The 12,907-nt window shown below is 70.1% G+C and carries 13 protein-coding genes; 7 read left to right on the plus strand and 6 right to left on the minus strand.

Going from position 1 to position 12,907, the window contains the following annotated elements; all coding sequences use genetic code 11:
* Positions 1 to 93 precede the first annotated feature (93 nt).
* From ABZ865_RS25805 to ABZ865_RS25815, 3 genes are all read right to left on the minus strand, one after another.
* Entirely contained in the window at positions 94 to 1,008 is a 915-nt protein-coding gene (locus ABZ865_RS25805) for a patatin-like phospholipase family protein (protein WP_361234832.1), read from the minus strand.
* A 294-nt stretch (positions 1,009 to 1,302) separates the two neighbouring features.
* Complete coding sequence (locus ABZ865_RS25810; protein WP_361234834.1) at positions 1,303 to 2,199, minus strand: RNA polymerase sigma-70 factor; 897 nt, start codon at positions 2,197 to 2,199, stop codon at positions 1,303 to 1,305.
* A gap of 107 nt (positions 2,200 to 2,306) precedes the next feature.
* Positions 2,307 to 3,038, minus strand: coding sequence for an NAD(P)H-binding protein (locus tag ABZ865_RS25815; RefSeq protein WP_361235439.1), 732 nt, complete (start codon positions 3,036 to 3,038; stop codon positions 2,307 to 2,309).
* A gap of 160 nt (positions 3,039 to 3,198) precedes the next feature.
* Between ABZ865_RS25815 and ABZ865_RS25820 the strand changes: the two genes are divergently transcribed.
* Entirely contained in the window at positions 3,199 to 3,864 is a 666-nt protein-coding gene (locus ABZ865_RS25820; protein WP_361235442.1) for a nitroreductase, read from the plus strand.
* A gap of 410 nt (positions 3,865 to 4,274) precedes the next feature.
* Positions 4,275 to 4,637 carry a hypothetical protein gene (locus ABZ865_RS25825; protein ID WP_361234836.1) on the plus strand — a complete coding sequence of 121 codons (363 nt, stop codon included), beginning with the start codon at positions 4,275 to 4,277 and terminating at the stop codon, positions 4,635 to 4,637.
* A 73-nt stretch (positions 4,638 to 4,710) separates the two neighbouring features.
* On the opposite strand, the gene ABZ865_RS25830 is transcribed toward ABZ865_RS25825, so the two are convergent.
* Positions 4,711 to 5,136 carry a hypothetical protein gene (locus tag ABZ865_RS25830; RefSeq protein WP_361234837.1) on the minus strand — a complete coding sequence of 142 codons (426 nt, stop codon included), beginning with the start codon at positions 5,134 to 5,136 and terminating at the stop codon, positions 4,711 to 4,713.
* 31 nt (positions 5,137 to 5,167) lie between these two features.
* Entirely contained in the window at positions 5,168 to 6,361 is a 1,194-nt protein-coding gene (locus ABZ865_RS25835; RefSeq protein WP_361234839.1) for an extracellular solute-binding protein, read from the minus strand.
* A 199-nt stretch (positions 6,362 to 6,560) separates the two neighbouring features.
* Here ABZ865_RS25835 and ABZ865_RS25840 point away from each other — a divergent pair, with 199 nt between their 5' ends.
* The gene (locus tag ABZ865_RS25840; RefSeq protein ID WP_361234842.1) at positions 6,561 to 6,887 is read left to right on the plus strand and encodes a hypothetical protein; all 327 of its coding nucleotides are present in this window, start codon (positions 6,561 to 6,563) and stop codon (positions 6,885 to 6,887) included.
* Positions 6,888 to 6,987: 100 nt separating this feature from the next.
* On the opposite strand, the gene ABZ865_RS25845 is transcribed toward ABZ865_RS25840, so the two are convergent.
* The gene (locus ABZ865_RS25845) at positions 6,988 to 8,427 is read right to left on the minus strand and encodes a gamma-aminobutyraldehyde dehydrogenase (protein WP_361234845.1); all 1,440 of its coding nucleotides are present in this window, start codon (positions 8,425 to 8,427) and stop codon (positions 6,988 to 6,990) included.
* A 205-nt stretch (positions 8,428 to 8,632) separates the two neighbouring features.
* On the opposite strand from ABZ865_RS25845, the gene ABZ865_RS25850 reads away from it, so the two are divergent.
* The 4 genes from ABZ865_RS25850 (at position 8,633) to ABZ865_RS25865 (ending at position 12,842) form a co-directional block, all read left to right on the plus strand.
* Positions 8,633 to 9,151 (plus strand): Lrp/AsnC family transcriptional regulator, encoded by a 519-nt coding sequence (locus tag ABZ865_RS25850; protein WP_361234848.1) that lies wholly within the window; start codon positions 8,633 to 8,635, stop codon positions 9,149 to 9,151.
* A gap of 2 nt (positions 9,152 to 9,153) precedes the next feature.
* A complete protein-coding gene (locus ABZ865_RS25855; protein WP_361234851.1) occupies positions 9,154 to 10,518 on the plus strand; it encodes an aspartate aminotransferase family protein in 1,365 nt (454 codons plus the stop codon).
* A 198-nt stretch (positions 10,519 to 10,716) separates the two neighbouring features.
* On the plus strand, positions 10,717 to 11,457 hold the full coding sequence (locus ABZ865_RS25860) for an ATP-binding cassette domain-containing protein (RefSeq protein ID WP_361234853.1): 741 nt from the start codon (positions 10,717 to 10,719) through the stop codon (positions 11,455 to 11,457).
* The gene (locus ABZ865_RS25865; protein WP_361234856.1) at positions 11,439 to 12,842 is read left to right on the plus strand and encodes a hypothetical protein; all 1,404 of its coding nucleotides are present in this window, start codon (positions 11,439 to 11,441) and stop codon (positions 12,840 to 12,842) included. The genes ABZ865_RS25860 and ABZ865_RS25865 overlap by 19 nt, the downstream gene beginning before the upstream one ends.
* Positions 12,843 to 12,907 lie beyond the last annotated feature (65 nt).

The following is a 12,907-nucleotide window of genomic DNA, read 5'->3' on the forward strand; positions in this document are numbered from 1 at the left end:
GTGGTTCCGGACCAGCCACAGCTCCCCGCCGGTCTCTGCCGGTTGGTGCCTCCGGCGGCGCAGGGAAGAGGCACAGGTGGCCATCGGCCGTCCTCATTCCCTGGTCGCGGTCTGCCCGGCCAGCCAGGCCGCGGTGAGTCCGTGACCGGCCTGGACCAGCCGCCGGGTGTCGCTGAAGTCGATGAGGCTGGCCACGGGAGTGGTGACGGCGGGCAGTCGGTGGACCGACCCGCGGACCGCCGCGATGTCCCGCCTTTCCCGTTCGTCCAAGATCTGGCCGAGGGCCCGGGAGGCGGCGACCAGGGCCGCGTGCGCCGGACGCCCCGCCTGTTTCGTGACCGCGGCGGGAAGCACGTACAGCGTGGTTGCGCCGAGCGCCTCCGCCTGGAGCACCGGCAGGTCCGCCGACACTCCCCCGTCGATGAGCAGGTGCTCTCCTATACGCACGGGGGCATACAGGCCCGGGAAGGCCGCCGAGGCGAGCAGGGCCGGGACGGCCTCCCCACGGGAGAGGACGACCGCCGCGCCCGTCTCGGCGTCGGTCGCCACGGCGTGCATCGCGACGGCGGCCTCCTCGAGCCGACCGACGGCAACGGCCAACCGCAGCACCTGCCGCAACGCCTCGCTCGAGACCGCCGCCTCGCTCCGGCCCAGCGCGGCCCTGGCCAGGGTCCGCAGTGAGAGCGGTGCCACGTGCCGACGCTTCAGGCGCGTCCAGAGCGCTTCCAGCCGGTCGATACCGTCGATGCTCGGGTCGGCGGCGAAGGCCGCGCCGTTCAGCGCGCCGGCCGAGGAACCGACCACGAGGTCCGGTCTGATTCCTGCCTGGGTCAGTGCCCGGAGCATGCCGACCTGGGGCGCACACAGGCTGCCGCCGCCTTGCAGCACGAAGGCCACGGTGTCGCGTGGCGCGGACTCGGCCGCCGCGGGCACCGCCGGCGTCCCGATGGGACTGTGTGGCCCCTGACGCGGGGACACCGCCAGTCTTCCGGCCTGCGCCGTGCTCATGCCACCACCCCCCTTCCCGGAATGATCGTTCTTTTTTCGTCCCCCATCCTGCAGGCTCCGGCAAGACCGGTCAAGACGAACATTCGTTTTTCTTGACCTTGACCCCCTCTTGTAAAAAATGATCGTTCGCTTTACTTTCAGAAGGCGGGCGTCAGGGGACAGCCGCCCGCGACCCGCCCCACCGAGCAACGGGGGCGGGCGGCCCCGTCCCTGCGAGAGGCTGGAGCGGACACCGCAGGGCGGGGCCCTTGCATGCCGGTGCGGCGCAGGCCTGGAGGCGCCGCGGAGTGATGCTCAGACGGTCATGGCGGCGAGTTTCGACGGGTTCATCATGACGAGCACCCGGTCGATGCCGTCCGGGGTGACGCTCACGGTGAGGACGGCGAACACGGTGCCGTCGCGGGACAGGCTCACCGCCGGCCTGCCGTTGGCCTCGGCCGGTTCCACCGTGACGCCGGGCCAGAAGCGGTCGGCGAACGCGTGGTAGTACCTCGCCACGCGGTGACGGCCCACGACGGGAAACTTGGACGCCCGCACGACCCCTCCGCCGTCGGCGTACGAGATGGCGTCTTCCGTGAGCAGTCTCTCCAGTACGGCCACGTCCCCGTCCTGGGCGGCCGTCACGAACGCCGTCAGGAACCGCTTGTGCTCGGCGGCCGCGACGCTTGCCCGTTTCTCCGCGGCCAGGCGCTTCCGCGCCCGGCTCACCAGTTGGCGGGCACTGGCGTTGGTCTGGCCGGTGATCTCCGCAATCTGCTCGTACGGGTAGTCGAACGCCTGCCGGAGCACGTACGCCGCCCGTTCCGTGGGGGTGAGCTTCTCCAGCAGCATCAGCACCGCGAGTTCCAGTGCTTCCGCGTTCACGGCGCCCAGCGCCGGGTCGCCGCTGGTGTCGACCGGCTCCGGAAGCCACGGGCCGACATAGGTCTGACGGCGGACCCTCGCCGACTGCAGCACATTGATCGCGAGCCTCGTCACCGTCGTCGTGAGAAACGCCCGTGGGTTCTCCACCTTGGACCGGTCGGAGGTCTGCCATCGGATCCAGGCCTCTTGGAGGATGTCCTCCGCTTCGCCGGCGCTGCCGAGCATCCGGTAGGCGATCCCGAACAGGTAGCCGCGGGCGTCCTGGAACGCCGCCTCCGCTTCCCGGAGGTCCTCGGCGTCACCCGCTGGACTGTTCTTCGACGGCATTGCGCACAATCCTTGCTGGTCGGCACGTTCGACGGTGTCCGTGACCCCACGCATGAGCGCGAGGACGAACCTCGGGGCTCGACGGACCGTCGGGGAGCGCGGCTGGTTCAGGACAGCCAGTCCGTGTAGTGGGTGGGGGCGATGCGGGCGTCGTGCCCGGCGGTGAGGACGTCACCGTGGACGGCGGCGTACATGCCGGCGGTGTCATCGGTGACGACGGTGCGCCCGTCGCCCTTGGCCGCGAGGGTCATCCGGCCGATCTCGTCGAGGGGGTAGACGTCGGGTCCGGCGATGTCGAGGACGCCGTGGAGCGGGGCCCCGGCGGCCACTTCGGCGACGATGCGGGAGACGTCCGCGGCGGCGATCGGCTGGAGCGGCGTACGCGGCAGCCGGATGGTCTCGCCGTCGGCGGTCCAGGACAGGATCGCGTCGATGAACTCCATGAACTGCGTGGCGCGGACGATGGAGTACGGAATCGGGCCGGCCTTGAGGATGTCCTCCTGAAGCACCTTGGCCCGGTAGTAGTCCAGCTCGGGCACCTGGTCCACGCCGACGATCGAGAGGATGACGAAGTGTCCGACGCCGCCCTTCACGCTCGCGGCGAGGAGGTTGTCCATCGACGTCCGGAAGAAGGCGGGCGAGGTCTCGCCGAAGGCCGGGGAGTTCGTCAGGTTGATGACGACATCGACGCCCGCCACGGCCTCCTCGACGCCCCGGCCGGTCACGACGTCCACGCCTGTCTCCGGGGAGTGCGGGACGGCCTGATGGCCGGCCGCGCCGAGGATCTCCACGACCTGCGACCCGATCAGCCCGGTCCCGCCGATGACCGCGAATTTCATGGTGTTGCCCATCTCTCGATGGATATGCACGGTATGTACCTTTATGCACCAAACCTACCCTCGCAAGGGGTCACTCATGAGGTGGCGGGCACCCTGTCACATTTTCCGGACCCAGACTGTCAATTGGCTAGAAGACGGACATAAGGGAAGGTTGATGATCTTGGACGTCTATGAGGCGGTCAGGAGCCGACGGGCGGTACGCGGATTCACCGACCGGCATGTCCCGAGGGAGGTGCTGGAGCGCGTGCTGTCCGCCGCGGCTTGGGCGCCGTCCGGATCGAACCTCCAGCCGTGGCACTCGTACGTGCTGACCGGCGGGCCGCTGGCGGAGCTCAAGAAGCTCGCCGGCGAGCGCGTGGCCGCGGGCGACCCCTGGGACGAGCGGGAGTACGAGATGTATCCGCCCACACTCAAGTCCCCCTACCGCGAGCGCCGAACGTCCTTCGCCGAGCAGCGCTACGGCGCACTCGGCATCTCACGCGAGGACGGGGAGGCGCGCCAGAGGGCCGCCGCCGCGAACTGGGACTGCTTCGGTGCGCCCGCCGCCCTGTTCTGCTACATCGACCGCGAAATGGGCCCGCCCCAATGGGCCGACGTCGGCATGTATCTGCAGACCGTCATGCTGCTGCTCCGCGCCGAAGGGCTGCACAGTTGCACGCAGATGGCGTGGTCGGTGTATCGCAAGACCGTCGCGGAGGTCCTGTCGCCCCCGGACGAGCTCATCCTCTACTGCGGCATGTCGATCGGGTTCGAGGACGGCACGGTGAGTTACGCCCGTACGGGCCGGGCACCGCTCGAGGAGACGGTCACCTTCGTCCAGGGTTAGCCAGTCGGTGGCCGGAGCACGGTCGCGGCGCTGTCACAGATCAGAAGACCATTCGGTCTATCACCCGAACGGCGCAAATCGTGCCAGACCAGTGCCTGAGACACGGCTGCTCCAGCTGTCCTGGCCGCCGCCCCTCCCCCACTCACCTGAGGACGAAGTTCGATGTCCAGCACTGCCCAGGCGACACTCGGCAAGCAGATGAACACCCGCGAGATATCCGACTCGGCGATCGCGATGCTCGACGAGCAGGGGACGATCTCGCGGCCTCGTTCTTCTGCCTCCAGGGCGCCGAAGGCCAAGCGCTGGGGGTGTGCGCCATCAGCGTCGATGTCACCGAGAGCCGGCGGGCGCGCGAGCGCCTCGCGATCCTCAGCGAGGCCAGTACGCGTCTTGGCAGCACCCTGGATGTGATGCGGACCAGCCAGGAACTGGCCGACCTCGCCGTGCCTCTGTTCGCCGACTACGCCGTCGTCGACCTGGAGCACTCGGTCCCGTTCGGCGAAGGGCCCCCGGTCCACATCGGCCCGCTGGGCGAGCGCCTCCCCGTCTTCCGGCGAGCCGGTCTGGCCTCGATCCGCCCAGGGGTCCCGGAATCCCCGTGGGTTCGCGGTGAGCCGGTCCCTGTGGTGCCCGGCTCACCCGTCACCGAGATTCTGCGGAGCTGGAGGCCCCATCTGGAGCCGGTCCTGGACACCGCTCCGGGCACCTGGATCGCCCGGGACCCGGTACGGGCGCGGGCACGGCGAGCGCCGCCGCCTTCGCGCTGTTCGTGAGCCGCATGAGCCGCCGCCGTATCCCGTGGCTGTCAAGTGACCTCGGCCCTCGCCCGGCGATCTCGGGTGGCGATCACCAGTCGTCGCCGATATCGAAGTTGGCGTCGATGGGCATGCCGTTCTCCGCGAAGACGATCACCAGGTAGTCGTCCAGGGCGGTGAGCCGGTCGTAGAGGCGCTCCGCCAGCTGCCAGGTCTCGACCGTGTCCGAGCGGGACCGGGCGGTCAGCATCGCCGGTACCTTCTCAAGGGGGCAGCCCGGGTCTCCGTCGTCGACATAGAGGGAGACGCTCATGTTGTCGTTCTCGAACCAGTAATTGTAGTAGCTGCCGCATTTTCCCGGCTCGATTCGGCTCCCGTCGAAAGACGTCTCCAGAATGTGTGCGACGTCCGACCAGAGCCGGTCACCGAACTGCCTGCAGTCCCAATCGCCCTCCGCGAGCCCGACGTTGAAGTCGAAGTCGCTCTTGGGGCCGCCGTGCACCTCGAATTTCCCCATTCGATATGGATACACCGCCACGGCTTGGCCCCTACAGCCCCACGATCTTGTTCCACCGTTGGGCGAACTCCACCCGTTCCGTGGACGTGATGTCCCGGGCGATGGCGAGGCGCTTCCGCATGGTGTCGTCCGGGAAGATCAGGGGGTTGTCGGCGAGGGCGGCCGTGTCCTTGTCCTTGGCGGCGGCCAGGACCTCCTTGGCCGCCGGGACGGGGCAGACGTAGTTGACCCAGGCGGCCAGCTCCGCGGCGACCTCGGGGTCGTAGTAGTAGTCGATCAGGCGCTCGGCGTTGCTCTTGTGGCGGGCGCGGTTGGGGATCATGAGGGAGTCCGACCACAGCTCGGCGCCCTCCTCGGGGACGACGAAGCGGATGTCGGGGTTGTCCGCCTGGAGTTGGATGACATCGCCGGAGTAGGCCTGGCAGGCGAGGACGTCGCCGCTGACCAGGTCCTTGGTGTAGTCGTTGCCGGTGAACCGGCGGATCTGGCCTCGGTGGACCTCCTTCTCCACCGTGTCGCACACGGCGTGGAAGTCGTCCGCCGTCCACTTCGTGATGTCCACGCCGTCGCCCTGCATCAGCAGCGCGAACGACTCGTCCAGGCCGGAGAGGAGCGTCACGCGGCCCTTGAGGTCGTTCGCCCACAGGTCCGAGACATGGCGTATCTCGCGGCCGAGCTTGCGGCGGTTGTACGCGATGCCGGTGATGCCCGACTGGTACGGCACGGTGTGCAGACGGCCCGGGTCGAAGGCGGGCGAACGGAGCAGCGGGTCCAGGTACTTCGCCACGTTGGGCTGGTGGGCGCGGTCCATCTTCTGGACCCAGCCCAGGCGCACGAACCGCGCGCACATCCAGTCGCTGATGACGATTAGGTCGCGGCCGGTCGACTGGTGGTTCATCAGCGCGGGGCTGATCTTGCCGAAGAACTCGTCGTTGTCGTTGATCTCCTCGACGTAGTCGACGGAGATGCCCGTGCGCTTCCGGAACGCGTCCAGCGTGGGCCGCTTGTTCGGGTCGTCGTCATCGGTGTCGATGTAGAGCGGCCAGTTCGCCCAGGTCAGCCTCTTGTCGGTGGCGGACTCGTCGGGTACGGCACGATCCCCGGGCTCGACGTAGGCCGCGGGCACCCCGCAGCCGGCCAGAGCGCCGAGCGCGGCGGTGCCGCCGAGGGCGCGCAGCAGGGAACGGCGGGGCAACGGGGGCTTGCGGGAAGAGGTTTCTGACACCCGCTCAGCATGCCGTCCCGCCCCGCCCGCGGACCATCGACGCTACGTCGAGCGGACACCCGGCGGCCCGACACCCTGTCGATCCGGGGGATCGCTCGCTCAGGCGGGGATGACCAGCGGGAGGTCGGCGGTGACGGTGGCACCCTGCGGCGTGGTGCGGATGGTGAGGGTGCCACCGATCTGCTCGACGCGTTCGTGCATGGACTGGATGCCCACGCCGGGCGTCCACGGCTCGGTGCAGCGGCCGGTGTCCGCGCCCTACCACGCCGGGGCGCGCTGGCGGGCGGTGGCCCTGGACTACGACCCGCCGAGCAGCCGGCGGCAGTACAGCACCGGCAACGTCGCACGGGACGTGGTCCTCCAGCCGTCCTCGGGCACGCTGGAGCTGGGCCGGTCGGCGACGGTGCACATCAGCGGCCGGTACGACAGCCGACTCAGCCCGGCCGACTTCTGGATCATCGTCCAGGCACCCGACCCGCAGTGGGGCGCACGAATCTCCCTCCACCTCCACTGCATCGGCCGCTGAGCCGTCGTACGGAGCACGCGAGCGCCCGGCCACCACCAGGGGGAACAGCGCGGCCCCGGACGGGGAGGTGAACCCGTCCGGGGCCGCGCGCTGGGGTGTGTCAGCTGTCCAGCGAGGTCATCACGTGCTTGATCCGCGTGTAGTCCTCGAAGCCGTACGCCGACAGGTCCTTGCCGTAGCCGGACTTCTTGAAGCCGCCGTGCGGCATCTCCGCCACCAGCGGGATGTGCGTGTTGATCCACACGCAGCCGAAGTCGAGCTTCTTGGACATGCGCATGGCGCGGCCGTGGTCCTTGGTCCACACCGAGGAGGCGAGGGCGTACTCGACGCCGTTGGCCCACTGGACGGCCTGGTCCTCGTCGGCGAAGGACTGGACCGTGATGACGGGGCCGAAGACCTCGTTCTGGATGATCTCGTCGTCCTGCTTGAGGCCGGAGACGACGGTCGGGGCGTAGAAGTAGCCCTTGTCGCCGACCTGGTGGCCGCCCGCCTCGACCTTGGCGTGCGCGGGGAGGCGCTCGATGAAGCCGGCGACCTGCTTGAGCTGGTTGGGGTTGTTCAGCGGGCCGAAGAGGACGTCCTCGTCGTCCGGCTGGCCGGTCTTCGTCTCGGACGCGGCCTTCGCCAGCGCGGCGACGAACTCGTCGTGGATGGACTCGTGGACCAGCACACGCGTGGCGGCCGTGCAGTCCTGGCCGGCGTTGAAGAAGCCGGCGACCGAGATGTCCTCGACGGCCTTGGCGATGTCCGTGTCCTCGAAGACGACGACCGGGGCCTTGCCGCCCAGCTCCAGGTGGACCCGCTTGACGTCCTTGGAGGCGGACTCGGCGACCGAGATGCCCGCGCGGACGGAACCGGTGATCGAGGCCATCGCCGGGGTCTGGTGCTCGACCATCATGCGGCCGGTCTCACGGTCGCCGCAGATGACGTTGAAGACGCCCTTGGGCAGGATCGAGCCGATGATGTCGGCGATCAGGACGGTGGAGGCAGGGGTCGTGTCCGAGGGCTTCAGGACGACCGTGTTGCCCGCGGCGATGGCCGGGGCGAACTTCCACACGGCCATCATCATCGGGTAGTTCCAGGGGGCGACCTGGGCACAGACGCCGACCGGCTCGCGGCGGATGATCGAGGTCATCCCGTCCATGTACTCGCCGGCGCTGCGCCCCTCCAGCATGCGGGCCGCGCCCGCGAAGAAGCGGATCTGGTCGATCATCGGCGGGATCTCCTCGTCCCGCGTGAGCCCGATCGGCTTGCCGGTGTTCTCGACCTCGGCGGCGATCAGGTCCTCGGCGCGCTCCTCGAACGCGTCGGCGATCTTCAGGAGGTACTTCTGCCGTTCGGAGGGGGTCGTGTCGCGCCAGGCCGGGAAGGCCGCGGCGGCGGCCGCCATCGCGGCGTCCACGTCAGCCTGCCCGGACAGCGGCGCGGTCGCGTACGCCTCACCCGTCGCGGGGTTGACCACATCGGTGGTCCGTCCGTCGGCGGCGTCCCGGAACTCACCGTCGATGTAGTTGCGCAGACGACGCAGCTCGGTGCTCACTGCCGGCCTCCTGATCTGGTTTCGAGGGTTCGAGCTGTTCAGCGTGCCAGCCGGTCCGGCTGTCCGATGCTGAGACACCCCAACCCTAGTCGGCCGAGCCACGTTTTCAACACCCCCACAGCCACCACATCTGCGAAATCCGCAAGCTTCAGAGTCGTAAACAACGAATTTCATCGGTCGGGCCTTGCAAAACTATCGAGACCTCGTGCACAGTGAGGTCGTGGCCAGTCGAAGCGCAGACCAGAGGGACTCGTCCCGCGAGTCCAGGAACGGCACCCCCCAGCTGGATGCCGTCTCCCTCGCCATCATTCAGCAGCTCCAGGAGGACGGCCGCCGGCCGTACGCCGCGATCGGCAAGGCAGTGGGCCTGTCCGAGGCGGCCGTGCGCCAGCGCGTCCAGAAGCTGCTGGACCAGGGCGTGATGCAGATCGTCGCCGTCACGGACCCGCTCACCGTGGGCTTCCGCAGGCAGGCGATGGTCGGGATCAACGTCGAGGGTGATGTCGAGTCGATCGCGGACGCGCTGACCGGCATGTCGGAAGTCGAGTACGTGGTGATGGCCGCGGGCTCGTTCGACATCCTCGCCGAGATCGTCTGCGAGGACGACGACCACCTGCTGGACGTCATCAACAAACGCATCCGGGCCCTGCCCGGCGTGCGCTCCACCGAGAGCTTCGTCTACCTCAAGCTCAAGAAGCAGACCTACATGTGGGGAACCCGATAACCGTGACCCAGAAGGACCTCAGCCGCACCGCGTACGACCACTTGTGGATGCACTTCACCCGCATGTCCTCGTACGAGAACTCCCCCGTCCCGACCATCGTCCGGGGCGAGGGCACCTACATCTACGACGACAAGGGCAAGCGCTACCTCGACGGTCTCGCGGGCCTGTTCGTGGTCCAGGCCGGTCACGGCCGCACGGAACTCGCCGAGACGGCCCTCAAGCAGGCCCAGGAGCTGGCCTTCTTCCCGGTGTGGTCGTACGCCCACCCGAAGGCCGTCGAGCTGGCCGAGCGCCTGGCCAACGAGGCCCCGGGCGACCTGAACAAGGTCTTCTTCACCACCGGCGGCGGCGAGGCCGTCGAGACCGCCTGGAAGCTGGCCAAGCAGTACTTCAAGCTCACCGGCAAGCCGACCAAGTACAAGGTCATCTCCCGCGCGGTCGCCTACCACGGCACCCCGCAGGGCGCCCTGTCCATCACCGGCCTGCCGGGCCTGAAGGCCCCCTTCGAGCCGCTGGTGCCGGGCGCGCACAAGGTCCCGAACACCAACATCTACCGCGCCCCGATCTTCGGCGACGACCCGGAGGCCTTCGGCCGCTGGGCCGCCGACCAGATCGAGCAGCAGATCCTCTTCGAGGGCCCCGACACCGTCGCCGCGGTCTTCCTGGAGCCCGTGCAGAACGCCGGCGGCTGCTTCCCGCCCCCGCCCGGCTACTTCCAGCGCGTGCGCGAGATCTGCGACCAGTACGACGTGCTGCTGGTCTCGGACGAGGTCATCTGCGCCTTCGGCCGCCTCGGTACGACGTTCGCCTGTGACAAGTTCGGCTACGTGCCGGACATGATCACCTGCGCCAAGGGCATGACCTCGGGCTACTCCCCGATCGGCGCCTGCATCGTCTCCGACCGCCTCGCCGAGCCGTTCTACAAGGGCGACAACACCTTCCTGCACGGCTACACCTTCGGTGGCCACCCGGTGTCCGCCGCGGTGGGTCTCGCCAACCTCGACCTGTTCGAGCGCGAGGGCCTCAACCAGCACGTGCTGGACAACGAGGGCGCGTTCCTCTCGACGCTGCAGAAGCTGCACGACCTGCCGATCGTCGGCGACGTCCGCGGCAACGGCTTCTTCTACGGCATCGAGCTGGTGAAGGACAAGCACACCAAGGAGTCCTTCAACGAGGAGGAGACCGAGCGCGTCCTGTACGGCTTCCTCTCCAAGGCGCTCTTCGACAACGGCCTGTACTGCCGTGCCGACGACCGTGGCGACCCGGTCATCCAGCTCGCCCCGCCGCTGATCTCCAACCAGGAGACCTTCGACGAGATCGAGCAGATCCTGCGCGCGACGCTGACGGAGGCGTGGACCAAGCTCTGAGCCTGATGCGTCCGATCAGCTGATCAACACCGGCCCCGGTGCCCTCCGTTCGAGTGAGAACGGCGGCCCGGGGCCGTGTGCTGTCCGGCCTCCGACCGGCTCCTGCCTAGCGTGCCAGTGACCGATCGGCCCAGCCTTCGTTCCCCCGTACGGGGGAACGAAGCACGGGAAAAACGGATCAGAACCGAGGTGTACGCCATGGAGGCCCCGCCGGAAAACGACGTGCTCTGGGCACACTCGCTGCACTACAGGCACCACGACGGCTCACCCGGAATCGCCGGGGTGTCACTCGGCGTGCGGCAGGGCGAGATCCTCGCCGTCAGCGGCCCGCGCGGCAGCGGCAAAACGACTCTGCTGCGCTGCCTGTCCGGCCTCGACCGGGCACAGCGCGGCGAGGTCTGGTTCAACAGCTCGCCGGTGCACACGTTGGGCCCGATGGCCCGCGAGCGGCTGCGCCGCGACCGGTTCGGCTGGATCGACCCGGCCCCCGCGCTCGTACCGGAGCTCAACGTCTGGGAGAACGCCGCGCTCCCTCTGATGCTGCGCGGCACCAGCCGCCGCCGGGCCAAGGTGGCCGCCCTGGAGTGGCTGGAGCGCCTCGACGTCGGCGACCGCTCCCGCAAGCGCCCGCACGAGCTGCAGCAGGCCGAACGCCAGCGCGTGTGCATCGCCCGTGCGCTCGCCACCGGGCCCACGGTCCTGTTCGCCGACGAGCCGACGGCCCCGCTGCACCGCGCCGACCGCGGCCATGTGCTGCGCACGCTCACCACGGCCGCTCGCTCGCACGGCATCACCGTCGTCCTCGCCACGCACGACGCCGACACCGCGGCCCTCGCCGACCGCACGATCCCCCTGCTGGACGGGCGGCGCGTGAAGACCGTGCATCTGCCGGAGGTCCCGGAGACGGAAGGCCGGGCCGCGTGCTCGCTCTCCGCCTGACCCGCACGGCCCGGCCCGCCGTCCAGCTGCGCCGCCTGCTGGTGGCCGCGGCCTCGGCGGGCACCGGCTTCCTCCTGCTCGGCGCCCTCGGCTACGCGATGGGCCACCCACGGACACCGGGCGCGGCGGTGCTGCGCCTGGCCTGGTGCGTGGTCCCGATCGCCGCCACGGTGTACCTCGCGCTCGCGGTGGCCCGCACGGACCCCGGCACCCGGCCCCGCCCCGGGCTCGCGGCCGTCGGCATCGGCCCCGGCCGCCTGATGGCGATCTCCTGCCTGACCACGGCGCTGTCCTGCGCCCTCGGCTCGACGCTGGCCCTGCTGGTCTTCCTGCATCTGCGCGGTGACCTGGACGGCATGCCCTTCGACGGGGCGGCCGCCCAGTTCCTTGCGTCCGACCGGCCCCTCCCGGTCCCGGCGGCCCTGACCCTGCTCGCCCTGGTCCCGGCGATCGCGTCGGCGACGGTGGCGCTCGCCCTGCGCCCCAGGGACCCGCGCCCGGCGGTCACGGGGCCGCGGGGATTCGGCCGCTTCGGGTCGTACGGCCGCACGGCGGGCCGGGAGACGTTCGGGGCGTACGGCAGGTTCGGGGCGCGCTGGTACACGGCCGTACGGCAGAAGTCGGCGGGCGCACGGCCGGCGGCGGCCGACGTCGCCGCCGGGCCGGAGCCCAGGGCCGAGCACGCCGGGGTCCAGGACAGCGACGCCGACGCCCATGCCGCGGCCACCCTCGCGCCGGCCGCCGGGCCTGCCGCCGACTGGTCCGGCGCCCTCCCCAGCCCCGCGCCGCCGCGCGAGGTGCCGGCCGGGCTCCCCTGGGGCATCGCCCTGCTGGCCGCCGGTCTCGCCGTGCAGGCCTACGCCGGCCGCTCCACCGCCACGCCGGCCCTCACCGCGCTGCCCGCCGAGGCGGTCGCGGTGCTGGCCGGCTGGATCGTCACCGCGCTCGGGCTGATCCTCGCCGCCCCGGGCCTCACCCACCTGTGCGGACGCCTGCTGCAGTCCGCCGCGCCCGGTGCGCTCAGGCTGCTGGCGGGCCGGGTGCTCATGGCGGAGGCCACCCGGATCGGCCCCCCGCTGGGCGTGGTCTGCGCGGTGGCCTCCGCCACCTTCGCCATGACCGCCCGGCACGACGGCTTCGCCCCCTCCTTCGGCCCGCTGACCACCCTCGGCCTGCTCGTGGTCTCCGGCTGCACGCTGGCGACCCTGCTGACCGCCGCCGTCGAGGCCCGCCAGTCCCGCGCCGACACCACCGCCGCGCTGCTGCGCCTCGGCGCCCCGGCCACCATGCTGCGCAGCGCCGCCGCCCTCCGTGCCGGGGCCCTGATCGCCCTGTTCGTCCCGCTCACGCTGGTGATCGCGAACCTGGCCGTGCTCGCCCGCTGAAGTTGTCCGAAAAAATTTCGCGGACCGCCGATGACTTCCGGGGCGGCCCGGCGTCTATCCCAGCG

The organism is Streptomyces sp. NPDC047085 (genome assembly GCF_040643735.1).
Lineage (GTDB): Bacteria > Actinomycetota > Actinomycetes > Streptomycetales > Streptomycetaceae > Streptomyces.

Coding starts and splice junctions, on each gene's coding strand:
- ABZ865_RS25805 (WP_361234832.1), bottom strand. CDS start 1,008: ATGAGCACGGCGCAGGCCGGAAGACTGGCGGTGTCCCCGCGTCAGGGG.
- ABZ865_RS25810 (WP_361234834.1), bottom strand. CDS start 2,199: ATGCCGTCGAAGAACAGTCCAGCGGGTGACGCCGAGGACCTCCGGGAA.
- ABZ865_RS25815 (WP_361235439.1), bottom strand. CDS start 3,038: ATGAAATTCGCGGTCATCGGCGGGACCGGGCTGATCGGGTCGCAGGTC.
- ABZ865_RS25825 (WP_361234836.1), top strand. CDS start 4,275: ATGCGGACCAGCCAGGAACTGGCCGACCTCGCCGTGCCTCTGTTCGCC.
- ABZ865_RS25830 (WP_361234837.1), bottom strand. CDS start 5,136: ATGGGGAAATTCGAGGTGCACGGCGGCCCCAAGAGCGACTTCGACTTC.
- ABZ865_RS25840 (WP_361234842.1), top strand. CDS start 6,561: ATGGACTGGATGCCCACGCCGGGCGTCCACGGCTCGGTGCAGCGGCCG.
- ABZ865_RS25860 (WP_361234853.1), top strand. CDS start 10,717: ATGGAGGCCCCGCCGGAAAACGACGTGCTCTGGGCACACTCGCTGCAC.